23 protein-coding genes and 2 tRNA genes are annotated in these 20,588 nt (G+C 71.6%); 5 read left to right on the forward strand and 20 right to left on the reverse strand.

What is annotated here, in order from left to right; genetic code table 11:
- Window position 1: 1 nt before the first annotated feature.
- A complete protein-coding gene (locus tag ACQP2Y_RS40140) occupies window positions 2-886 on the forward strand; it encodes an NUDIX hydrolase (RefSeq protein WP_433721566.1) in 885 nt (294 codons plus the stop codon).
- Here the strand turns inward: ACQP2Y_RS40140 and ACQP2Y_RS40145 are convergent.
- From ACQP2Y_RS40145 to leuC, 4 genes are all read right to left on the reverse strand, one after another.
- Window positions 843-1,334, reverse strand: coding sequence for a hypothetical protein (locus tag ACQP2Y_RS40145; protein ID WP_433721567.1), 492 nt, complete (start codon window positions 1,332-1,334; stop codon window positions 843-845). The two genes, ACQP2Y_RS40140 and ACQP2Y_RS40145, sit on opposite strands and share 44 nt — an antisense overlap.
- A gap of 121 nt (window positions 1,335-1,455) precedes the next feature.
- Window positions 1,456-2,376 carry an HU family DNA-binding protein gene (locus ACQP2Y_RS40150; RefSeq protein WP_433721568.1) on the reverse strand — a complete coding sequence of 307 codons (921 nt, stop codon included), beginning with the start codon at window positions 2,374-2,376 and terminating at the stop codon, window positions 1,456-1,458.
- A 177-nt stretch (window positions 2,377-2,553) separates the two neighbouring features.
- The gene (leuD, locus tag ACQP2Y_RS40155) at window positions 2,554-3,141 is read right to left on the reverse strand and encodes a 3-isopropylmalate dehydratase small subunit (protein ID WP_212992132.1); all 588 of its coding nucleotides are present in this window, start codon (window positions 3,139-3,141) and stop codon (window positions 2,554-2,556) included.
- 15 nt (window positions 3,142-3,156) lie between these two features.
- Window positions 3,157-4,611 carry a 3-isopropylmalate dehydratase large subunit gene (gene leuC / locus ACQP2Y_RS40160; protein WP_433721569.1) on the reverse strand — a complete coding sequence of 485 codons (1,455 nt, stop codon included), beginning with the start codon at window positions 4,609-4,611 and terminating at the stop codon, window positions 3,157-3,159.
- Between the two features lie 49 nt (window positions 4,612-4,660).
- Between leuC and ACQP2Y_RS40165 the strand changes: the two genes are divergently transcribed.
- A complete protein-coding gene (locus tag ACQP2Y_RS40165) occupies window positions 4,661-5,347 on the forward strand; it encodes an IclR family transcriptional regulator (RefSeq protein WP_023561932.1) in 687 nt (228 codons plus the stop codon).
- Between the two features lie 183 nt (window positions 5,348-5,530).
- On the opposite strand, the gene ACQP2Y_RS40170 is transcribed toward ACQP2Y_RS40165, so the two are convergent.
- From ACQP2Y_RS40170 to ACQP2Y_RS40185, 4 genes are all read right to left on the reverse strand, one after another.
- Complete coding sequence (locus ACQP2Y_RS40170; RefSeq protein WP_433721570.1) at window positions 5,531-6,223, reverse strand: N-acyl homoserine lactonase family protein; 693 nt, start codon at window positions 6,221-6,223, stop codon at window positions 5,531-5,533.
- 103 nt (window positions 6,224-6,326) lie between these two features.
- Window positions 6,327-6,399 (reverse strand) — tRNA-Glu (locus ACQP2Y_RS40175).
- Window positions 6,400-6,531: 132 nt separating this feature from the next.
- Window positions 6,532-6,603: transfer RNA gene (locus tag ACQP2Y_RS40180), tRNA-Gln, on the reverse strand.
- Between the two features lie 93 nt (window positions 6,604-6,696).
- Window positions 6,697-7,500 carry an SDR family oxidoreductase gene (locus tag ACQP2Y_RS40185; RefSeq protein ID WP_433721571.1) on the reverse strand — a complete coding sequence of 268 codons (804 nt, stop codon included), beginning with the start codon at window positions 7,498-7,500 and terminating at the stop codon, window positions 6,697-6,699.
- Between the two features lie 56 nt (window positions 7,501-7,556).
- On the opposite strand from ACQP2Y_RS40185, the gene ACQP2Y_RS40190 reads away from it, so the two are divergent.
- Window positions 7,557-8,354 carry a TetR/AcrR family transcriptional regulator gene (locus tag ACQP2Y_RS40190; RefSeq protein WP_433721572.1) on the forward strand — a complete coding sequence of 266 codons (798 nt, stop codon included), beginning with the start codon at window positions 7,557-7,559 and terminating at the stop codon, window positions 8,352-8,354.
- Here the strand turns inward: ACQP2Y_RS40190 and ACQP2Y_RS40195 are convergent.
- The 4 genes from ACQP2Y_RS40195 to ACQP2Y_RS40210 are packed head-to-tail and all read right to left on the reverse strand — an operon-like array spanning window position 8,309 to window position 11,212.
- Window positions 8,309-9,112, reverse strand: coding sequence for a fumarylacetoacetate hydrolase family protein (locus ACQP2Y_RS40195; RefSeq protein ID WP_433721573.1), 804 nt, complete (start codon window positions 9,110-9,112; stop codon window positions 8,309-8,311). The genes ACQP2Y_RS40190 and ACQP2Y_RS40195 overlap by 46 nt on opposite strands.
- Before the next feature lie 42 nt (window positions 9,113-9,154).
- Entirely contained in the window at window positions 9,155-9,403 is a 249-nt protein-coding gene (locus ACQP2Y_RS40200; RefSeq protein WP_360550047.1) for a helix-turn-helix transcriptional regulator, read from the reverse strand.
- 10 nt (window positions 9,404-9,413) lie between these two features.
- Window positions 9,414-10,262 carry an ABC transporter permease gene (locus ACQP2Y_RS40205; RefSeq protein ID WP_433721574.1) on the reverse strand — a complete coding sequence of 283 codons (849 nt, stop codon included), beginning with the start codon at window positions 10,260-10,262 and terminating at the stop codon, window positions 9,414-9,416.
- Window positions 10,259-11,212, reverse strand: coding sequence for an ABC transporter ATP-binding protein (locus ACQP2Y_RS40210; RefSeq protein ID WP_433732251.1), 954 nt, complete (start codon window positions 11,210-11,212; stop codon window positions 10,259-10,261). Before ACQP2Y_RS40210 ends, ACQP2Y_RS40205 begins: the two co-directional genes overlap by 4 nt.
- Window positions 11,213-11,268: 56 nt before the next feature.
- Between ACQP2Y_RS40210 and ACQP2Y_RS40215 the strand changes: the two genes are divergently transcribed.
- Window positions 11,269-12,093 (forward strand): alpha/beta fold hydrolase, encoded by an 825-nt coding sequence (locus ACQP2Y_RS40215; RefSeq protein ID WP_433721575.1) that lies wholly within the window; start codon window positions 11,269-11,271, stop codon window positions 12,091-12,093.
- A 28-nt stretch (window positions 12,094-12,121) separates the two neighbouring features.
- Complete coding sequence (locus ACQP2Y_RS40220; RefSeq protein WP_433721576.1) at window positions 12,122-13,060, forward strand: 3-methyladenine DNA glycosylase; 939 nt, start codon at window positions 12,122-12,124, stop codon at window positions 13,058-13,060.
- 4 nt (window positions 13,061-13,064) lie between these two features.
- Here the strand turns inward: ACQP2Y_RS40220 and arfB are convergent, their stop codons facing one another.
- The 8 genes from arfB to ACQP2Y_RS40260 form a co-directional block, all read right to left on the reverse strand.
- The gene (arfB, locus tag ACQP2Y_RS40225; protein WP_433721577.1) at window positions 13,065-13,490 is read right to left on the reverse strand and encodes an alternative ribosome rescue aminoacyl-tRNA hydrolase ArfB; all 426 of its coding nucleotides are present in this window, start codon (window positions 13,488-13,490) and stop codon (window positions 13,065-13,067) included.
- Window positions 13,491-13,535: 45 nt separating this feature from the next.
- A complete protein-coding gene (locus ACQP2Y_RS40230; protein ID WP_433721578.1) occupies window positions 13,536-14,537 on the reverse strand; it encodes a hypothetical protein in 1,002 nt (333 codons plus the stop codon).
- A 144-nt stretch (window positions 14,538-14,681) separates the two neighbouring features.
- Complete coding sequence (locus tag ACQP2Y_RS40235; RefSeq protein WP_433721579.1) at window positions 14,682-15,878, reverse strand: sensor histidine kinase; 1,197 nt, start codon at window positions 15,876-15,878, stop codon at window positions 14,682-14,684.
- A complete protein-coding gene (locus ACQP2Y_RS40240; RefSeq protein WP_433721580.1) occupies window positions 15,875-16,558 on the reverse strand; it encodes a response regulator transcription factor in 684 nt (227 codons plus the stop codon). Before ACQP2Y_RS40240 ends, ACQP2Y_RS40235 begins: the two co-directional genes overlap by 4 nt.
- 7 nt (window positions 16,559-16,565) lie before the next feature.
- A complete protein-coding gene (locus ACQP2Y_RS40245) occupies window positions 16,566-17,441 on the reverse strand; it encodes a S1C family serine protease (RefSeq protein ID WP_433721581.1) in 876 nt (291 codons plus the stop codon).
- 12 nt (window positions 17,442-17,453) lie between these two features.
- Complete coding sequence (locus tag ACQP2Y_RS40250; protein WP_433721582.1) at window positions 17,454-18,434, reverse strand: VWA domain-containing protein; 981 nt, start codon at window positions 18,432-18,434, stop codon at window positions 17,454-17,456.
- Window positions 18,431-19,396 carry a DUF58 domain-containing protein gene (locus ACQP2Y_RS40255; RefSeq protein ID WP_433721583.1) on the reverse strand — a complete coding sequence of 322 codons (966 nt, stop codon included), beginning with the start codon at window positions 19,394-19,396 and terminating at the stop codon, window positions 18,431-18,433. Before ACQP2Y_RS40255 ends, ACQP2Y_RS40250 begins: the two co-directional genes overlap by 4 nt.
- On the reverse strand, window positions 19,393-20,412 hold the full coding sequence (locus ACQP2Y_RS40260) for an AAA family ATPase (RefSeq protein ID WP_433721584.1): 1,020 nt from the start codon (window positions 20,410-20,412) through the stop codon (window positions 19,393-19,395). Before ACQP2Y_RS40260 ends, ACQP2Y_RS40255 begins: the two co-directional genes overlap by 4 nt.
- Window positions 20,413-20,588 lie beyond the last annotated feature (176 nt).

Raw genomic sequence — 20,588 nt, forward strand, 5'->3', positions numbered from 1 at the left:
ATTGACGACCGAACCGGTCCGGGCCGCCGGCGGCGTCCTCTGGCGACCGGCCGGGGACGGCATCGAGATCTGTGTCGTGCACCGGCCGTACCGCGCCGACTGGAGCCTGCCCAAGGGCAAGCTCGACGGCGACGAGCACCCGCTGGCGGCGGCGGTGCGCGAGGTGCAGGAGGAGACCGGCGTGCACGGGGAGCCGCAGCTGCGGTTGCCCGAGGTGAGCTACACGCTGCCCGACGGCGGGCCCAAGACGGTCGAGTTCTGGCTGATGCGCGCCGCGGAGGGCCCGGCCGACGACCCGATGGACCCCACCGAGGTGGACACCGTGGTGTGGCTGTCGCCGGCCGACGCGCTGGCCAAGCTGACCTATCCGGACGACCGCCGGCTGGTCGAGCACGTCGCCGCGCTGCCACCGGTCACCGCCGTGACGGCGCTGGTCCGGCACGCGCACGCCGGAAAGCGCAGCGAGTTCGACGGCAACGACGCGTTGCGGCCGATCGACGAGCAGGGCCGGGGTGAGGCGCGGACGCTGGGTCTGGTGGTGTCGCTGGTCGCCCCGCGCCGGCTCTTCGCGGCCACCCCGTTGCGCTGCAAGCAGACCCTCGAGCCGCTGGCCGAACGGCTGGGCCTGCCGATCGTGGTGGACGCGTCGTTCGCCGAGCCCGCCGACGTACAGGACGTGCCGGCCCGGGCCAAGGTGGCCGCGGCCCGGCTGACCGAGCTGCGCGACGGCCCCCGGGTGGCGGTGTGCAGCCAGGGCAAGGTGATCCCGTCGATCCTGGCGTTGCTGGACGGTGCCGAGGACCGCGAGCCCTACAAGACGCCGAAGGGCACCGGCTGGATCCTCACCTGGTCCGGCGAGCGGCTCCTGGCACTGAGCCGGATCTAGGCCGGCCGGGTTCGGGCCGGTCTGATTCAGGCCGGCCGGTGGCGCGCGGGCGGCGTCCGGTGTCGTCCGGCAGCGGGTCCGTGCGCCAGTAGCCGACCTGGTCGCCGGTGAGCCAGCGGGCCCGCCACAGTTCGTCGGCGCGGGGCTCCCAGTCGCGCAGCGGCAGCAACGCGACCCGCCAGGACAGGACGCTGGCGACGTACCAGCCGTAGAGCGGCAGGATCCCGAGCAGCACGTCGCGGCGGCGGTAGGAGCCGTACGGGCCGAGCACGAAGACGGCCAGGCCGCACCAGCCACAGGTGATGAGCCAGTCCAGCAGCCCCCAGCCGGTCCAGTGCTCAGCCAGGTCGCCGAGGGTCCAGCCGGGAACGACAGCGCCGGCGAAGACGGTCGCGGCGATCAGTGACCTGCTCACGAGTCCACGGGGGCTGACAAGTCTGCGCTCCATGGAGCGGACCGTAGGCCGCGAGGCCGCTGTGGCGCCGGAACACGCGAAGGGCGTCCACCGTACGGGTGGACGCCCTTCGTACCTCAGCGTGCCGCTGAGCGGGCCGGAACGGCCCGTTGGATCAGCGGGTCTTACGAGCCGAGCTGGTGCGCGCGGTCGTGGCCTTGCTGGCCGGGGTGGCCTGGACGGCTGCCGTCGTCTTCTTGGCGGCGGTCGTCTTCTTGGCCGCCGTCGACTTGGTGGCCGCGGCCTTGGTCGGCGCCGTCTTGGTCGCCGCCTTCTTGGCCGGTGCCGCCTTGGCGGTGGTGGCGGCCGACTTCGTGGCCGTCGCCGCCTTGGTGGCGGTCGACTTGGTGGCCGACTTGGCCGGAGCCGACTTGGTGGCGGTCGCCGACTTGGTGGCGGCCGTCTTGCGGGCTGGCGTGGCCTTCGCCGTGGTCGCCGACTTGGTCGCCGCCGACTTGGCCGGCGTGGTCTTGGCCGGGGTGCTCTTGGCGGCGGCCGACTTGGTCGCCGTTGCCTTGGTGGCCGTCGCCTTGCTGGCGGTCGACTTCGCTGCCGTCGCCTTGGTGGCGGTGGCCTTCGTGGCCGTGGCCGCCTTGGTGGCGGTCTTGGCCGGGGTGGCCTTGGAGGCGGTCGTCTTCTTGGCGGCCGCCGTCTTGGTTGCCGCCGCCGTCTTCGTGGCGGTCGACTTGGCCGGAGCGGCCTTGGTGGCGGTGGACTTCACTGCCGCCGTGGTCTTCTTCGCGGTGGTCGCCTTGGCCACCTTGCCGCTCGCGACCATCTCCCGGAATCCCGTTCCGGGCTTGAAAGCGGGGACGGACGTCTTCTTCACCTTCACCGGTTCACCGGTGCGCGGATTGCGCGCGGTACGGGCATTGCGCGCCCGCTTCTCGAAGACTCCGAAACCGGTAATGGCAACGCGATCGCCCTTGGTAACGGCGTTCTGCACCTCGCTGATGACCGCATCCAGCGCCGCTGTCGCCGTCTTCCGGTCCCCCAGTCGGGCGGCGAGCGCCTCGACGAGCTCTGCCTTGTTCACTGGTTTCCTCCCGAACGTGAGAACTGGCCCAATGCGAGCCATTCTGCGCGCACCGTATGCCCTCTGACCAGCAGACACAAACATCTGCATAAAAAAAAACCGTTGTGTCGCAACGATTTTGCCCCCGCCGGGAACCCGGCGGGGGCAAAAAAGCCTGCAAGAGCAAGGAAATCGGCCTCAGACGACCACCGGCTTGAAGCCGGGGCGATCCTTCTCGTACGAGGTAATCATCTGCTCGTGGCGCAGCGTCAGTCCGATGTCGTCGAGGCCCTCCATGAGCCGCCACCGGCTGAAATCGTCGATCGGGAAGGTCCAGACGGCGTCGTCCACGCGCACCTGGCGCTCGGCGAGGTCCACGGTGATCCGCTTGTCCGGTTCACTGTCGGCCATGTCCCAGAGCGCCTCGACGGCTTTCTGGTCGAGCTGGACCGGCAGCAGACCCTCCTTGAGGGCGTTGCCGCGGAAGATGTCGCCGAAGCGGGCCGCGATGACGACCTTGAAGCCGAAGTCGCGCAGCGCCCAGACGGCGTGCTGGCGGGAGGAGCCGGTGCCGAAGTTGGGTCCGGCGACCAGGATCGTCGCGCCCGCGTGCGCGGGGTTGTTGAGCACGAAGGCCGGGTCGTCGCGCCAGGCGCTGAACAGCCCGTCCTCGAAGCCGGTCCGGGTGACCCGCTTGAGGTAGACGGCCGGGATGATCTGGTCGGTGTCCACATCGGAGCGGCGCAGCGGCATCACGGTGCCGGCGTGGGTGGTGAACTTGTCCATGGTTGCTGCTCCCCCTCAGAGGTCGGCCGGGGCGGCCAGCTTGCCGACCACGGCGGTGGCGGCGGCGACCTGCGGCGAGACCAGATGGGTACGCCCACCGCGGCCCTGCCGGCCCTCGAAGTTGCGGTTGGACGTGGAGGCGGCGCGCTCACCGGGGCTCAGGGTGTCCGGGTTCATGCCCAGGCACATCGAGCACCCGGCGAAGCGCCACTCGGCGCCCGCGTCGGTGAAGACCTTGTCCAGCCCCTCGGCCTCGGCGGCGGCGCGCACCTGGAAGGAACCGGGCACGATCATCATCCGTACGCCGTCGGCCACCCGGTGCCCGCGCAGCACGTCGGCGGCGGCCCGCAGGTCCTCCAGGCGCCCGTTGGTACAGGAACCCACGAAGACCACGTCCACCGCGACGTCCTTGAGCGGGGTGCCGGCGGCCAGGTCCATGTATTCCAGGGCGCGGCGGGCGGCGTTGCGGTCGGACTCCTCGACGAACTCCTCGGGATCCGGCACGACGCCGTCGAGCGCGGCGCCCTGGCCCGGGTTGGTGCCCCAGGTGACGAACGGGCTGATCGTGGAGGCGTCGATGTGGATCTCGGTGTCGTACTCGGCGCCCTCGTCGCTGGGCAGGGTCCTCCAGTACTCGACCGCGGCGTCCCAGTCGGCGCCCTGCGGCGCGTGCTCGCGCCCCTTCAGGTACGCGAACGTGGTCTCGTCCGGCGCGATCATGCCGGCCTTGGCGCCCCACTCGATACTCATGTTGCAGATGGTCATCCGGCCCTCCATGGAGAGCTTGCGGATGGCCTCGCCGCGGTACTCCACGATGTGGCCGTTGCCGCCGCCGGTGCCGGTCTGCGTGATCAGCGCGAGGATCAGGTCCTTGGCCGAGACGCCGGGACGCAGCTCGCCGCTGACCACGACCGCCATCGTCTTGGGCTTGGCCTGCGGCAGCGTCTGGGTGGCCAGCACGTGCTCGACCTCGCTGGTGCCGATGCCGAAGGCCAGCGCGCCGAACGCGCCGTGGGTCGCGGTGTGCGAGTCACCGCAGACGATCGTGGTGCCCGGCTGGGTGAGCCCCAGCTGTGGGCCGATCACGTGCACGATGCCCTGGTCCTGGTCGCCGAGCGAGCGGATCTGCACGCCGAACTCGGCGCAGTTCTTGCGCAGCGTCTCGATCTGGGTGCGCGAGACGGTGTCGAGGATGGTCATCAGGTCGCCGCGGCGGGTGTTGAAGGCCGGATCGGCATAGCCCGTCGGGGTGTTGTGGTCCTCGGTCGCCAGCGTGAGATCGGTGCGGCGGACCTTGCGCCCGGCCAGGCGCAGGCCGTCGAAGGCCTGCGGGCTGGTCACCTCGTGCAGCAGGTGCAGGTCGATGTAGAGCAGATCAGGCTCACCGTCGGCGGACCGCACCACATGGTCGTCCCAGACCTTTTCGGCCAGGGTCCTGGGTTTCCCCTGTTCGGGAGTGACTCCCACCATCTGGACATCCTAAATTCTGGGAGGTATGTTTCGGCTTGTGGGACACAGTATGAGCGGTGTCGGCGTTCTCGACAAGGCGGTGGTCATCCTCGCCGCCTGTGTCGACGGCGCCAGCCTGGCTGAATTAGTCGACCGGACCAAGCTGCCCCGGGCGACCGCGCACCGGCTGGCCCAGGCCCTGGAGATCCACCGGATGCTGGTCCGGGACACCCAGGGCCGGTGGCGGCCCGGGCCGCGCCTCGGCGAGCTGGCCAACGCGGCCCCGGACGTGCTGCTGACCGCGGCCGAGCCGCTGCTGTCGGCGTTGCGCGACGCGACCGGGGAGAGCGCCCAACTCTACTTGCGCCGGGCGGACGAGCGGATCTGCGTCGCCGCCGCCGAACGCGCGAGCGGGTTGCGCGACACGGTGCCGGTCGGGTCGGTGCTGCCGATGGTGGCCGGATCCGCGGCCCAGATCCTGCTCGCCTGGGAGCCGCCCGAGGCGGTCATGCCGCTGCTGCCGCGATGCAAGTTCACCGGGCGCACGCTGGCCGAGGTGCGCCGGCGCGGCTGGGCGCAGAGCGTCGCGGAACGCGAGCCCGGTGTGGCCAGCGTCTCCGCGCCGATCCGGGACCGGACGGGCCGGGTCATCGCGTCCATCTCAATAAGCGGTCCGATCGAACGACTCGGCCGCCGCCCCGGCGAACGCCACGCGATGGCGGTCGTCCGCGCGGGACAACGCCTCAGCGGTCTCTGACCCCCCACCAGATCCGCGGCCTGATGGCCGGCGGTAAGGCGGCCGGCGGTAAGGCGGCCGGCGCCTCAACGGCCGCCAGCCCGGCCACGACGGTTCGGCCAAGGCGCGATCCGGGGCGGGGCAACGATCAGCCGGCCGAGAGCACCGCGTGCCAGACCGGCCCAGCGACCACCCCGCACCGGATCAGGGCGTCCACACGGCGTTGTCGTGGGCGAAGACCACGCGGGCCGGGTCGAAGCTCAGCAGCCGTTCGATCCAGGCCGGCGGGAACGGCAGCGGCGCCTCGGCACCGTCCTGTCCGGCCCGCCGGGCGAGCACGTCCGCGGTGAAGCCGACCGCGTGGTCGTGGCTCTGCCCCGCCACGATGACCGTGCCGTCGCCGCGGCGGACAACCAGGGACTGGTGGCCGGCGGTGTGCCCGGGCGTGGGCACGATCACCACCCCGGGCAGAATCTCGGCTTCGCCGTCGAGCTCGACGTAGACCGCGCCCGGGTGGTCGATGAGCCAGGGCAGCGTGTGGTCCTCGACGGTACGGGCGATGTCGAGCTCGAGCCGCTGGGTGTAGACGGGCCGGCCGGGCAGCGCCGGGTTGCCGCCGCTGTGGTCGAAGTGCAGGTGGCAGTTGACGATGTGCCGGATGTCCTCGGGCCGGGCATCGACGGCGGCGAGCGCCTCGGGCAGGGGCACGCGGTGGGGCCGGTAGTGCGCGTCCACGTCCGGATCCCCGCCCATGCCGGTGTCGACCAGCAGCAGGCCGTCGGGATGCTCGACGAGGTAACCGAGGCACGGCTCGACCCGGGGTGAGCCCGTGCCCGTCTCCTCGGCGGGCCGGATGAAGTAGCCGAAGTCGACGCGTCGCACGTTGATGTCCGTCACAGAAGCAGTCTGCCGTCTCAGCCGCCCCGAAAACGGCCCGTGGAGTACGCCCAGAGCAGACAAAAGCGGCTCGTGTCGAAAGACACGAGCCGCTCGCTGCTTGTAGCCCCGAAGGGATTCGAACCCTCGCTACCGCCTTGAGAGGGCGGCGTCCTAGGCCGCTAGACGACGGGGCCAGAACACGCTGTACTGCAGAAACGCTGCACTTCTGTGGTGCCTTACCTGCTGCTTCCGGCTCTTTGGCGTGAGCAACGGTGCGGAACTCTATCAGAAGTCCAGCACCACCGCCCTTGCGGGAGTCGGTCGCGCTGGGGTACCAGGACTCGAACCTAGACTAACTGAACCAGAATCAGTCGGGCTGCCAATTACCCCATACCCCATTGGTACGGCTTGCCGTACCGAGTGGAAACTCTACCCGAGCCCATGGTGGCGAACAAATCGGGTTACCACCCGGCGTTTCCGTGACCGCGTGACTACTGGAACATGTCCGTGTTGTCCCGCGCCCACGCGGCGAAGGTGATCCCCGGACGGCCGGTCAGTTCGGCCACCGTCTGCACCGCCACCTGCGGATGTCCGACCATCTGGCGCAGGCCGTCGGCGTACCAGCCGCCGTACTCGCCCATGACCGCCGTCAGCTGCTCGACCAGTTCGTCGTGCGGGAGCTCGACGTAGGTGAGCTCGCGGCCCAGCGCCGCGCCGATCTGAAGGACCCGTTCGCGGCGGGTCAGGGACTGCGGACCGGTCAGCTCGTACGAGTGGCCCTCGTGACCCTCCTCCAGCAGGCACCGGGCCGCGACGGCAGCGATGTCCTCCAGGGCGATGGGCGCATTGGCGACGTCGCCGTAGCCGTCGCGGACCACGTCACCCGCGGCGATCTGGGCCGACCAGATCCCCGAGTTGGTCATGAACTCCCCCGGCTCCAGGTGCACGAACGGCACCCCGCACGCCTCGACGCCGTCCTCGATGACCTGCCAGTGGTCACCCTTGGCGCCGGCCATGTCGACGATCCGGCGTACCCCCGCGGCCGCGGCCAGCCGGCACACCTGCTCGTTGGTCTCCACCAGCGGGGCCAGATACATCCGGTCGACGCCCGCCAGGGCGGCCGGCAGCGTCTCGGGCCGGCCCAGATAGCCCCGGACGGCCTCGACCTGCGGCGGCAGGCCGGCCCTGGCCGGGTTGACGGTCAGCGCCCGCACGTCGGTCGCGCCCAGCGCCAGCAGCTCGTCCACCACGAGCCGGCCCACGCCGCCCGTCGCACCGGTTACGAGGATCTTCATGTGCCCTCCTCAGTTCTCGTAGACCCTACGGAAACTCTTCTCGTAGGGTATACGAGATGACCGAGTACAGCGGGGCCACCGATCCCGACCGGATCCTGCCGCTGCTGTGGCGGCACAAGAACGTGCGCAAAGCGACCACCGGGCGCCCGCCCCGGCTCACCGTGGACCAGGTGGTGGCGGCCGGCATCACCGTGGCCGACGAGGACGGCCTGGCCGCGGCCTCGATGGCCCAGGTGGCCACCCGGCTCGGGGTGGCGACGATGACGCTCTACACCTACGTGCCGTCGCGGGCCGAGCTGGTGGAGCTGATGGTCGACGAGGTCCTCGGCAGCCGCCGGCTGCCGGGACCCGGGGAGGAAAGGCCGGCGCACTGGCGCGAGCAGATCCACCTGTACGCCGACCGCACGATCGCGATGTACCGGGAGCATCCGTGGCTCTGCCAGGTCTCCCGGATCCGCCCGCCGCTGGGCCCCGGAACGCTGCGCGAGAGCGAGTACGTGCTGTCCACGCTGGGTGGCCTGCCGGTGTCGAGCCGCAACACGGCCGCCGTGACGATCACCATGTTCGTGACCGCCGCGGCCCGGCAGGAGGGCGAGAACGCCCAGCTGCGCCGGACCAGCGGCGAGTCGAACGACAGCTGGTGGAGCCGGCGGGGCCGGCTGTGGGAGGACTGGTTCGACGTCGAGCAGCATCCCGCGATGACGGACCTGTGGAACGCCGGCGGCTTCGACAAGGGGCCCGACGAGCAGGCCGTGGACGCCTTCGCCTACGGCCTGGGGCTGCTGCTCGACGGGATCGAGCGGCAGGCTCAGTCCAGCGAGACGACCGGGTTGCGCAGCTCGCCGATGCCCTGAACGCTGACCATCACGGTCTCGCCGGAGACGATCTGGCTCACCCCGGCCGGGGTGCCGGTCAGGATGATGTCGCCGGGCAGCAGGGTCATGACGTGCGAGACGTAGGACACCAGGGTCGGCACGTCGAAGACCATGTCCTTGGTCCGGCCGAGCTGGCGCACCTCCATCTCGTCCGGGTTGCGGCCCACCTCGCAGCGCACCTCGAGGTCGCTGACGTCGAGGTCGGTCTCGATCCAGGGCCCGATCGGGCAGAACGAGTCGAAGCCCTTGGCCCGGGTCCACTGCGGGTCGGTGCGCTGCAGGTCGCGGGCGGTCACGTCGTTGCCGACCGTGTAACCGAAGATGGCCCGCTGGGCACCGGCCCGGTCCACCCGGCGGGCGCCGGTCGCGCCGATCACCACGGCCAGCTCGGCCTCGTGCTCGACCTGCTGGGACTGCGGCGGGATCCGGATCGCGTCGTTCGGGCCGATCACCGAGGTGGACGGCTTGATGAAGATCAGCGGCTCCTTGGGCACCTCGTTGCCGAGCTCGGCCGCGTGGTCGGCGTAGTTACGGCCGACCCCGATCACCTTGCTGGAGAAGATCGGCGCGAGCAGCCGGACGTCGGCCAGGGCCCAGCGCTGCCCGGTGAAGCGCACCTGCTCGAACGGGAGGCTGCCGATCTCGGCGATCGTCAGGCCCTTGGCCCCGGCCCCGGACTCACCCTCGACAACCCCGAAGGACACGCCACCGGCATGAACAAAACGAGCGAAACGCACGGATAACCCCATCCATTGAGCGATGAAAACGCAGGATCGAGGCTACGCCGTACGCGGCACCGGCTCGGTGCCCAGCCTCGGGAACGGGCTGAGCGAGAAGACCACCTCGACGGGCACCTCGAAGTAGTCGCAGATCCGCAGGGCCAGGTGCAGGGACGGGCTGAACTCACCCCGTTCGAGATAGCCCACGGTCTGGTAGTGCACGCCGAGGGCGTCGGCGAGCTGGCGCCGCGAGATGCCGCGTTCGGCGCGCAGCATCGCGATGCGGTTGTACGTGATCTCACTGCTCATGCGTCGTCCGTCACCCGATCCGCGTCATGGCCTTCTCGCGCCGGGCGGCGACAGCCGAGCCCGACTCCCGGCGGGCCATCCGGCGCAGCACGACCGGCGCGAGCATCAGGCCGAGAACCGTCCACAGACCCAGCACGCCGAACGTCTCAGCGTGCCGCCAGGAATGACCCAGCTCGACCGAGGCCAGCGCGTCGGGCAGGAACACGGAGCGCATGCCCAACCCTAGCCAGTAGACCGGGAAGGCCTGCGCGACCCCGTGCAGCCAGCCCGGCATGGCGCTGATCGGATAGAAGATGCCGGAGATGGTCACCAGGCCACCCAGCGGCAGCAGGAGCAGGCCGATGTTGCGAGGGTTCTCCAGCAATGAGCCGAAGACCGCGCCCAGCGGGATGGTGGCGGCGAAGCCGAGCGGCAGCAGCCAGCACAGGGTGAGCCACCCGTTCGCGTCGATCTCCAGCCCGTCGACGATGAACAGGCTCGGCACGATCTGCAGCACGAGGCTGATCGCCGCCATGCCGCCGACCAGGACCAGCTTGCCGACCAGGTAGCCGGCCATCCCGTTCGGCGTGGCCTTGGCCCGCAGCAGGGTGCCGTCCTCGCGGTCGGTCACCAGCAGCGTGGCCACCGTGAGCAGTCCCGCGAAGGCCAGGCCCATGCCCAGCGTGCTCGGCAGCGTGCGGGCGCCCAGCGACAGGTCGGTGCCCGGCACGGTGGCGTTGCGCATGAAGTAGACGGTGCCGACGAGCAGGGCCGCCGGGAAGAAGTAGGTCCACAGGTCCAGCACGTTGGTCAGGGTCTGCCGCAGCTCGATGCCGCCGCGGGCCAGCCCGGTGCGGGCGGCGGTGGAGACGGCACTCATCGGACCACCTCGAAGGCGGAAGCGGCGGCGGTGTCCCGGCCGGCCTCGGAGTCGCGGACCAGCGTCATGTAGGTGTCCTCCAGACTGGCGCGGCGCACTTCCAGGTCGGCGATGTCGTCGCCGTACTGCCGGAAGAGCTCCCGGACGAAGCGGGTGGCGTCGGCGGCACTGTGCACGTAGCGAGAGCCGGCGCGGGTCCAGCGGACCTCGGACTCCCCCGCGACCCGGCGGGAGAGCTGGTCGGCCGAGCCGTCCGCGATGATCCGGCCGCCGGCCAGGATGACGATCCGGTCGGCCAGCTTCTCCGCCTCGTCCAGGTCGTGGGTGGTGAGCAGGACGGTGGTGTCGTCCACATCGGTCAGCCGGTGCACCAGGTCGTGGAACTCGCGGCGGGCCGCGGGGTCGAAGCCGACCGTCGGCTCGTCGAGGAAGAGCACCTCCGGCCGGCCCACGATGCCGATCGCCACGTCCAGCCGGCGGCGCTGGCCACCGGAGAGCCGGTTGATCCGGGTGCCGCCCTGCGCGCCCAGGCCGACGAGCTCGATCAGCTCGTCGGCCGGCCACGGGCGGCTGACGGCGGGCGTGGAGTAGTCGGCGTAGTAGCTGCCGAGGTGGTGCAGCAGCTCGCGGACGCGCCACTTGCCGTGGTCGCGCCAGGACTGGAGCACCACGCCGAGGCGGGCCCGCCACTGCTCACCGCCGGTGGCCGGGTCGACGCCGAGCACCCGGACCGTGCCGGCCGAGCGCATCCGGAAACCCTCGAGGATCTCGATGGTGGTGGTCTTGCCGGCGCCGTTCGGCCCGAGCAAGGCGAGCACCTCGCCGCGCCGGGCGGTGAACGACACCCCGTGCAGGACGTCCGTGCTGCCGTATCGCATGCGCAGGTCGCGGACGTCGAGCACGGTCTCGTCCGGCACCGTGTCCACTCCCGTCACCTCCGCCCCCGTCATGGTCTTCATGTCGAGCACACTATCAAGGATGTAGTAGATGTACTACATTCGTTCGCATGCCAACTATTACCAGTGCCGATGGCACCCGGCTCGACGTGACCAGCACCGGATCGGGCCCCGGCCTGGTCGTCATCCCCGGTGGTCTGCGCCGCTCGCACCACTACCGCCGGCTGGCCGAGTCCCTCGCGGACTCCCGCACCGTGCACGTCATCGAACGTCGCGGCCGCGGCGACAGCGGGCCACCGGGGCCGGGCTACTCGATCGAGCGGGAGGTCGAGGACGCGCTCGCGGTGCTGACCGCCACCGGCTCCGGCGAGTTGTTCGGGCACAGCTACGGCGGCCTGGCCGCGCTGCACGTCGCGCTCCGCCGCGACTTGACCAGGCTGGTGGTCTACGAGCCCGCGGTCAGCCTCAACGGCTCGATCGACACGACGTTCCTGCCCGAGTTCGAGCGCCGGCTGGCGCGCGGGCGGTCCGCCGGGGCGATGGCCACCTTCCTCACCGGGCTGGGCTTCGCCCCGGTCGGCGTCGTGCCGATGCCCGTCTACACCGCCTTCGCCTGGTTCCTGTTGCAGACGCCCGAGGGCCGGGAGAACCGTGAGCTGCTGCCGACGCTGCCGGCCGAGTGCCGGGTCACCGCCGGCCTGGACTCCGACGGCAGCCGGTACGCCGCCATCGGCTCACCGACCCTGATCATCGCGGGCGGCCGCAGCCCGGAATGGCTGCGCCGGGTCCAGCCACGGCTCGCGGAGCTCGTCCCGCACGCCCGCTACGCCCTGCTGCCGGAACTCGATCACAACGCTCCCGACCAGAGCGCACCCGCGGCGGTGGCGGACCTCGTTCGGGCGTTCCTCACCACAGACGACGCCGAGGCTCGATAGGAGTGGACTTGCTGGATACGCTGGTGCGATGCGGATCAGCGAAACCCACGCGCTGACCACTGTGCTGCCCTCGGTCAGCTGGATCCCGCTGGCCCGCGCCCACGCCGAGCGGGCCGACGAGATGACGGCCGGGCACCGCGCGCGCAAGGCGGCGGGCGAGAAGCACGCCATAGAGGATTTCCTGTACGACTACTACGGCACCCGCCCGGCCCAGCTCCGCCGCTGGCACCCCGGGGTGGGCACCGGGCTGGCCGCGGCACCGACCGGGCTGGCCGAGCACGCCGCCTGGAAGTGGTACAAGGCGCATCCGGACGGCGTCGTGACCCTCGACACAGAGGCGTACATGCACGCCCGCGGCGAGAGCGTCCGCTACATCCACGGCCTGCTCACGGCCACGGCATCGCGACCCGCGTTCTCCGGCTGCTTCGGCCTGCACGAGTGGGCGATGGTCTACCGCCAGCCGGAGCACCGGCACTCCCTGCCGCTGCGGCTGGGCCAGGCCGAGACGGACAAGGTGGTCGAGGAGCACCCGATCCGCTGCACCCACTTCGACGCCTTCCGCTTCTTCACCCCCGAGGCGGTGGGGCTCAACCGCCTCCAGCCGACCCGGGCCACCCAGGTCGACCTGGACCAGCCGGGCTGCCTGCACGCGGCGATGGACTGCCACAAGTGGGCCGGCAAGCTCGGCCCCGCGGTGCCCGGCGCGCTGGCGCTGGACTGCTTCGCCCTGGCCGGCGACATCCGCCTGCTGGACATGCAGGCCAGCCCGTACGACCTGACGTCGTACGGGCAGGAGCCGGTGAAGATCGAGACAGCCGAGGGCAAGGCGGAGTACGTGACCCGGCAGCGCGAGTTCGCCCGCCGCGCGTCGGCGTTGCGGGCCCGGCTGATCCGGGTCTGCGAGGAGCTGCTGGGGCCGGCGCTGGCGGCGGAGAACCGCGAAGCCGTGGCCCCGCACAACAGCTGAGCCGTCAGTCGGTGTCGGCCCGCCGGTTGCGCTTGGTCTGACTGCGCCGCTTCTTCTCGCCGATGCGGCGCTCGACCGAGCCGCGGGTCGGTTTGGTGGCCCGCCGGGCCCGCGGCGGCGGCGCGATGGCCCCGGCGACGAGGGCGGCCAGCCGGGCGGCGGCGGCCTCGCGGTTACGCAGCTGCGAGCGGTGCTCCGAGGCGGTGATCGTCAGCACGCCGTTGACCAGACGGCCGCCGAGCTGCTCGAGGGCGCGCTCACGCAACGTGGGCGGCAGCAGCTCGGAGCCGGCCAGATCCCAGGACAGCTCCACCCGGGAGTCGGTGGTGTTGACGCCCTGGCCGCCGGGCCCGCTGGAGCGGGAGAACCGCCAGGAGAGCTCAGCGGCCGGGATCGTCAACCGGTCACTGACCCGTACGTCGTCCGCCACGCGCCCAGCATGGCACCGCGCGCACCCGGCCCGCCATCGCGGGTCTCACTTGCCGGCGAGGGTGAATTCCCGGGTCACGTTGTAGACGTGCAGAGCATCACTGGCCTTGTACACGCGGTAGCGGTACGTGCCCTTGCCGGGCGGCTGCACGGCCAGGGTGAACCGTCCCGAGCTGCGGATCTTCGCGCTGCTCACGATCTTCCAGGCGCCGCCGCTGTAGCGCTGGAGGTACGCGTTCTGCCCGGCGTGCGTGGCCGGGACGACGTTGCCCTCGACGTAGCCGACGGTTCCGGCGGGCAGGCTCGACGGTTTGGACCTGATGCCGAGGCCCACCTTGACGTCGACCCGCCCCGTCCAGGAGATGCCGTCCATGTACCGGAAGCCGTCGGTGGTCGTGCCCTGGTCGATCACCAGGTACAGCCGGAAGGCCTTGCGATCCGGCTTGACGGTGACGGCGAGCGTCCCGTCCGCCGCGGTGGTCACGGTGGTCAGCAACCGCTCGTCACCGTCGATGACCGGCTCGGTCTGGTCCTCCTGCATGATCCGGACCTGCCGGTTGCCGATCGGGTGCCGCTTGACGAGCTCGTCGATCCAGTACGCGCGGGAGCGCAGGGTCACGGTGCCGCCGTACGTGATGGTGGTGTTCTCGTTGCTCAGCGGCGACTGGCGGTCGAAGAACGTGCCGAAGCGGCCGATCGTGTGGAAGGTCCGGTTGACCGGCAACGGCCTCAGGTCGATCCGCTGGCGGGTGCCGTCGAGCCGCAGGACCTGCAGGGCCCAGACCTCCCAGCCGCCGTGGGCCCGCTGCCCGCGGAACGGGTCGAAGTCCCATTCCCCGTCCTGGGCGGTGCCGCTGATCCGGCGGCCCTGGATGACGCCACAGCTGTTGTATTTCGGGGGGTTCGCCTCCGTGGAGCAGAGGTACGTGGCGGCGTCGTAATCATCGCTGTCGCCGCCGGCGATCACCCCGACCGAGTCGACGATGTGGGCCCGGATGATCACACCGGGCGAGGCTTCCAGGTCGACCGGTTCGGACGGCACGGTCAAGGAGGTGATGGTCGTGGTTGCCGCAGCCAGGCCGGCGGAAGGACTTACGGTACCGGCGAGGAGCAGACCCGCTGAGCAGGCAGCGAGCACCTTCCAAGTACGCATGGTCGTGAGTATGCGCGGCGCTCGGCGTACAGCAGGCGGTTACGGCCAGGGACTGACCGCGGGCGGTGCTTCGTTGTCCGTTCGGTCGGCCGCCGGCAGCCACAGCACGAAGGTGCTGCCCTGGCCGAGCTCGGAGAACGCCGCGACCTGACCGCCGTGCGACTCCACGATCTGCCGGACGATCGCCAGGCCCAGCCCGGTGCGGCGCTGCCGGGAGCGTTCCGCGCCGGATTCCGGTCTCCCGCGCCAGAAGCGGTCGAAGACCCGGGGCAGATCATCCGGGGCGATCCCCGGACCCTCGTCGGCCACGGCCAGCCACAACCATGATCCGGTACGGCCGGTCGCGACCGTCACGGTGGAGGACCCCGGGGCCAGCCGTACGGCGTTGGACAGCAGGTTGCCGACGGCCCGGCGCAGCCCGTCGGCGTCCCCGATCAGGTGCAGCTCCCCGGGCAGGTGGTAGCGCAGTCGCAGGCCGCGGTCGGTGATGAAGGACTCCTCGCCGGCCTCCCGGGCGATCGTGGTGAGCTCCACGTCGGCGTCCGACAGCCCGTGCGCGTCCCGGCGGGCGGTGGCCAGCAGGTCCTCCACCAGCCGCGACATCCGCGTCGTGGCCCGGTCGACCACGGCCACCGCCCGTTCGCGTTCCTCCGGGGTCGCTTCCGCCGGGGTGAGCGAGGCGTCGAGGTTCGTCCGGATGATGGCCAGCGGGCTGCGCAGTTCGTGCGAGGCGTCGTCGATCAGCTGGCGTTGCGACTGGAAGGCCTCGTCCAGTCTGTCCAACATGGAGTCGATGGTGTCGGCGAGGTCCCGCAGTTCGTCGCGGGGACCGCCGAGCTTGATGCGCCGGGACAGGTCGGTGGCCTGGATCTCGCGCGCCGTACGCGCCATCGCTCCCACCGGGCGCAGCACCCGGCCGGAGAGCACCCAGCCGATGCCGAGGCTGGCGACGAAGAGCACGCCCAGCGCGATCAGCGAGTAGGTGCGCAGGTTCTGCAGAGTGTTGTAATTGACCGCGGCCTCGATATCCGCGATGTCCGCGTAGGGAACCTGCCCCTGATACACCCGGTTCTCGAACAGCTTCGCCTGAGTGGTGGTCAGCGGGGCCGCGTCCGTGGTCATCGCCACCGCGGAGTAGGTGATCGCCAGGGCCGCCCCGGCCAGCGCGAAGAGCAGCGTGGAGTAGATCACCGTGAGCCGGAACCGGATGGACCGGAACAGCTCCGGGCGCTTCACGCCGCCCCGTCCCGCAGCCGGTAGCCCCGCCCGACCACCGTCTCGATCGAGCCCTCGCCGAGCTTGCGCCGCAACGTGCCCACCGTGACCCGTACGGTCTGGGTGAACGGGTCGGCGTTGGCGTCCCACACGTGCTCAAGCAGCTCCTCGCTCGACACCACGTGCCCGGGCCGGGTCATCAGATATTCCAGGACGCCGAACTCCTTGGGGGTCAACGTCAGCCGCTCACCGCGCAGCGTCGCGACGTGCCGGGCCACGTCCAGCACCACGTCCCCGACGGTCAGCACCGCCGACGTGCCGGCCGTGTCCCGGCGCAGCAGGGCGCGGACCCGGGCCAGCAGCTCGGCCAGGGCGAACGGCTTCACCAGGTAGTCGTCCGCGCCCTCGTCCAGCCCGCGGACCCGGTCCTCGAGGCCGCCGCGGGCGGTGAGCATGAGCACCCGCAGGTCGGTTTCGCCCGGGGTGTCCACCTCGCCGTTGCGCAGCGAGCGGCACAGGGTGAACCCGTCACCGTCGGGCAGGTTCACGTCGAGCAGCATCAGGTCGTACTCGTTCACGGTCAGCCGGTCGTACGCCTCGGCCGCGTCGAGCGCGACGTCGACCGCGTACCCCGTCCGGGCGAGACCGACCCGCAGGCCCTCCGCCAGGTCTTCCTCGTCCTCCACCACCAGCAGCCGCATCTGTCGACTATCCACGGCCGATGAGGGTCGTGGCCACCTGAGCGGCCCGGTCGATCGGCACGGCGAAGCCGATCCCGATGGAACCGCCGCCCTCCAGGGTGGCGATCGCGGTGTTCACGCCGACCACCTCGCCGCGCGCGTTAACCAGCGGCCCACCCGAATTGCCGGGGTTGATGGACGCGTCGGTCTGCACCGCGGTCTGCCGCACGGTCCCGCCCAGCCGCACCGGCCGGTCCAGCGCGCTGATGATGCCGGCGGTGACCGTGCCGGAGAGACCGAGCGGTGAGCCGACCGCCAGCACCGGCTCGCCGACCCGGGTGGCCCTGAGGTCGGCGCGGTCCAGCGGGCGCAGCGCGGCCGACGGGGTGACCCGTAGCACCGCGATGTCGCTGCTCGGGTCGGTGCCGACGACCTCGGCGGTGAGCCGGCGCCCGTCCGAGCCGACCACGCTGACCGCTCCCCCGCCCCGGGCCGCGACCACGTGGTTGTTGGTGACGATGTGACCGCGGTCGTCGAAGACGAACCCGGAGCCGGACGCGCCGCCCGAGCCGGTGCGCACCTGCACGGACACCACGCCCGGCAGGGCCCGGGCGGCAGCGCCGACGAGATCGGACGGCACGCCGGGAGCGGCCGGCGGCGGCGCGGCGGCCGGGTCGGTGGGAGTGGCTTCCGGCGCGGCCAGGTAGCCGGCCGCTCCGCCGGTGCCGGCGGAGATCGCCACCACGGTCAGCCCGGCCGCGGCGACCAGCGGCCAGCGTCGGGCAGCGCGCGCCGGTGCCCCACCAGCTGTGGCCGGCGGTACGCCCGCAGCCCGCTCGTCGATGCCGGGTGACAGGAACTCGGGTCCCCGGGGCGACCCGCCCAGCCCAGTGGTCATTGTCATCAGAGAACTCCTCTACGGGAGGCGGGCGAACCAGAACATGGAGGCCAGTGCGGCCAGCGCCGCGAACAGCAGGCCGATACCGATGAAGCGCGCCGACACGTCCTGCGTCTCGGTCTCGTAGCCGACCGAGCTGCCGATGTCGGCGTACGCGGACCGCAGCTCCTCGGCGCTGCCGGCCTCGAAGTAGTTGCCGCCGGTGGCGTCCGCGACCGCCTGCAACGTCTGCCCGTCGACCGGCACGGGCTGGTTGCCGCCACCGCCACCACCGCCGAGGGCGCTGCCGCCGATGGTCCCGTTCTCGGTGCCGAAGGAGATGGCGTCGACCGGCACGCCGAGCTCGGTGGCCTGCGTCGCCGCCTCGGCCGGGTCCTGCCCGGCGGTGTTGGCGCCGTCGGAGAGCACGACGACCCGGGCCGGCGGCACGTCCTCACCGGCGGTGGCGTCCAGCGTGCGGATCGCCTCCAGCGAGGTGGCGATGGCGTCACCGATGGCGGTCCCGGCCCGGCCGGCCGTGCCCTCGGCGAGCCGGTCGATGCCAACGTCGACGGCGGCCCGGTCGGTCACCGGCGGCACGAACACCGAGGCGGTGCCGGCGAAACCGACCAGGCCGACGTTGAACTGCTCGGGCAGGTCGGCCACGAACTCGCGGGCCGCGGCCTTGGCCGCGGTGAGCCGGTCCGGGTCCACGTCGGTGGCCAGCATCGATCGGGACACGTCCACCGCGACCAGAACGGTGGCCCGCTCCCGGGGCACCTGCACCTCGGACTGCGGCCGGGCGAACCCGACCACGAGCAGGGCCAGCATCGCCAGGAACAGCCCGGCGGGGACGTGCCGGCGCCACTGTGGCCGGGCCGGTGCGACCCGGTCGAGCAGCTTGAGATTGGTGAAGCGGACGGCGTACCGGCTGCGGCGGCGTTGCAGCACGACGTACGCGACGGCCAGCGCCGCGACGGCGGCCAGCAGCCACAGCCGTTCCGGGGAAAGCCACGTCATGGTCTTGCTCCTGTTCGCGAGGCTCGGCCCAGGCGGCGCTGGGCGTACACGTGCCGGACGATGTCCGCGACCCAGTCGCGGTCGGTGCGCAGGCCGAGGTGGGCCGCACCGGCCCGTTTCAGGCCGTTCTCGATGGACGCCTGCTGCCGGCGGGCCGCTTCGGCGTACCGCTCGCGCAGCTTGCGGCTGGCGGTGGGCACCTCGCGCCGGCGACCGGTTTCCGGGTCCACCAGGGTCAGCAGTCCCACGTCCGGCAGTTCCTGCTCGCGCGGATCACGGATCTGCACCGCGAGGACCTGGTGCCGGGCGGCGAGCCGGCGCAGCGGCAGTTCCCAGGCGGGTGCGCCGGGCCCGAGGCCGTCCTCGTCGAGACCGTCGAGGAAGTCCGAGACCACCACGGCCAGCCCGCGGCGGTTGACCGCGCGGTGCATGCCGTCAATGGCCTCCGCCAGCGGCACGTGCTCGGTTGTCGGCGCGGAACGGGGCACGGCCAGCAAGGTGCGCAACATGCCGAGCAGGTGGGTGCGGCCGCCCCGGGCCGGGAACCGGCGTACCCCGTCGGGGCCGAGCAGGTGAGCACCCAGCCGGTTGCCGGCGCCGGTGGTGAGGAAGCCGACCGCGGCGACGGATGCGACAGCCAGCTCCCGCTTCTCGAACTCGGCGGTGCCGAAGTCCATGCTCGCGGTGGCGTCGACCAGCACCCAGGTGGCCAGCTCCCGGTCCGCGTCGACCTGGCGGACGTGGGCGACCGCGGTCCGCGCGGTGACCGCCCAGTCCATCCGGCGGACCTCGTCCTCGCCGGGCCGGTACTCCCGGCTGCCGGCCGGCTCGCTGCCGATGCCGGGCAGCAACCCGAGGTACGAGCCGTGCAGCATCCCGTCGAGCCGGCGCGTGACCATGAGCTCGAGCCGCCGCAGCCGCCGTTCCGGTGCCAGTTCGTTGCTCGAAGCGCCCTCGTTCACGCCGCCACACCCAGCCCCGGACCGTGTTGCTCCTGCGCGGGAGCGATCACCGGCAGCGGTACGGACTCCACGATGCGCTGGACGATCGACTCAGGTGCGACACCGTCGGCGACCGCGTCGAAGGAGAGCACCAGCCGGTGGGCGAGCACGTCGGGCGCGATGTCGAGCAGGTCGCCCGGCAGCACGTAGTCGCGTCCACGCAACAGCGCCAGCGCCCGCCCGGCGGCAACGAGGCCCAAAGTGGCGCGCGGGCTGGCCCCGTACGCGAGCTGCCCGGCCACCTCCGGCAGGCCGAACCGGGCCGGGTCGCGGGTGGCGAGCACCAGCCGGACCACGTACTCGGCCAGGGCGTGGTGCACGAACACCTCGCGGGCCCGGGCCTGCAACGCCAGCAGCTTGCCGGTGTCCAGCACCGGCCGGGCGACCGGGCGCACGCCGCCCATCCGGTAGAGGATGCCGAGCTCGTCCTGGTCGCTGGGGTAGCCGACGACCACCCGCATCAGGAACCGGTCCCGCTGCGCCTCGGGGAGCTGGTAGACGCCCTCGCTCTCGATCGGGTTCTGGGTCGCCAGCACCAGGAACGGCCGCGGCATCGGATGGGTCCGGCCGCCGATCGACACGTGTCCCTCGGCCATCACCTCCAGCAGCGCCGACTGCACCTTGGCGGGCGCCCGGTTGATCTCGTCGGCCAGCACCAGGTTCGCCATCACCGGGCCCAGCTCGACGTCGAAGTCCTCCCGCGACGCCCGGTAGATGCGGGTGCCGATGATGTCGGAGGGCACCAGGTCCGGCGTGAACTGGATGCGGTGGAAGCTGCCACCGACCGCCACGGCGAGCGTCTCCGCGGCCAGCGTCTTGGCCACCCCCGGCACGCCTTCGAGCAGGCAGTGCCCACCGGCCAGCAGCGCGGTCAGCAGCCGCTCGATGAGCCGGTCCTGCCCCACGATCACCTTCTTGACCTCGAACAGCGTCTGCTCCAGCAGCCGCGCGTCGGTGTCGGATGCGATGTCTGTCATAGGTCCCCTTCTCGGCAACGGTGCGGGGGGCGGGCGCCGCGGACCTGGGGGTTACGCCGGACGCCCGCCCTTGGTATCGATGACACCAAGCGGGGCCGAAAGCGAAGCGAAGGAGCGCGCCGGCCTGCTCAGCCGGGATACTGGTGACGGCGCCGACGGAAGCCGGCCGCCGCTAC

This window comes from Actinoplanes sp. CA-051413 (assembly GCF_050955795.1).
Taxonomy (GTDB): domain Bacteria; phylum Actinomycetota; class Actinomycetes; order Mycobacteriales; family Micromonosporaceae; genus Actinoplanes.

Coding starts and splice junctions, on each gene's coding strand:
- ACQP2Y_RS40145 (WP_433721567.1), bottom strand. CDS start 1,334: ATGGAGCGCAGACTTGTCAGCCCCCGTGGACTCGTGAGCAGGTCACTG.
- leuD (WP_212992132.1), bottom strand. CDS start 3,141: ATGGACAAGTTCACCACCCACGCCGGCACCGTGATGCCGCTGCGCCGC.
- leuC (WP_433721569.1), bottom strand. CDS start 4,611: ATGGTGGGAGTCACTCCCGAACAGGGGAAACCCAGGACCCTGGCCGAA.
- ACQP2Y_RS40165 (WP_023561932.1), top strand. CDS start 4,661: ATGAGCGGTGTCGGCGTTCTCGACAAGGCGGTGGTCATCCTCGCCGCC.
- ACQP2Y_RS40185 (WP_433721571.1), bottom strand. CDS start 7,500: ATGAAGATCCTCGTAACCGGTGCGACGGGCGGCGTGGGCCGGCTCGTG.
- ACQP2Y_RS40190 (WP_433721572.1), top strand. CDS start 7,557: ATGACCGAGTACAGCGGGGCCACCGATCCCGACCGGATCCTGCCGCTG.
- ACQP2Y_RS40200 (WP_360550047.1), bottom strand. CDS start 9,403: ATGAGCAGTGAGATCACGTACAACCGCATCGCGATGCTGCGCGCCGAA.
- ACQP2Y_RS40205 (WP_433721574.1), bottom strand. CDS start 10,262: ATGAGTGCCGTCTCCACCGCCGCCCGCACCGGGCTGGCCCGCGGCGGC.
- ACQP2Y_RS40210 (WP_433732251.1), bottom strand. CDS start 11,212: ATGACGGGGGCGGAGGTGACGGGAGTGGACACGGTGCCGGACGAGACC.
- ACQP2Y_RS40215 (WP_433721575.1), top strand. CDS start 11,269: ATGCCAACTATTACCAGTGCCGATGGCACCCGGCTCGACGTGACCAGC.
- ACQP2Y_RS40220 (WP_433721576.1), top strand. CDS start 12,122: ATGCGGATCAGCGAAACCCACGCGCTGACCACTGTGCTGCCCTCGGTC.
- ACQP2Y_RS40240 (WP_433721580.1), bottom strand. CDS start 16,558: ATGCGGCTGCTGGTGGTGGAGGACGAGGAAGACCTGGCGGAGGGCCTG.
- ACQP2Y_RS40245 (WP_433721581.1), bottom strand. CDS start 17,441: ATGACAATGACCACTGGGCTGGGCGGGTCGCCCCGGGGACCCGAGTTC.
- ACQP2Y_RS40250 (WP_433721582.1), bottom strand. CDS start 18,434: ATGACGTGGCTTTCCCCGGAACGGCTGTGGCTGCTGGCCGCCGTCGCG.
- ACQP2Y_RS40260 (WP_433721584.1), bottom strand. CDS start 20,412: ATGACAGACATCGCATCCGACACCGACGCGCGGCTGCTGGAGCAGACG.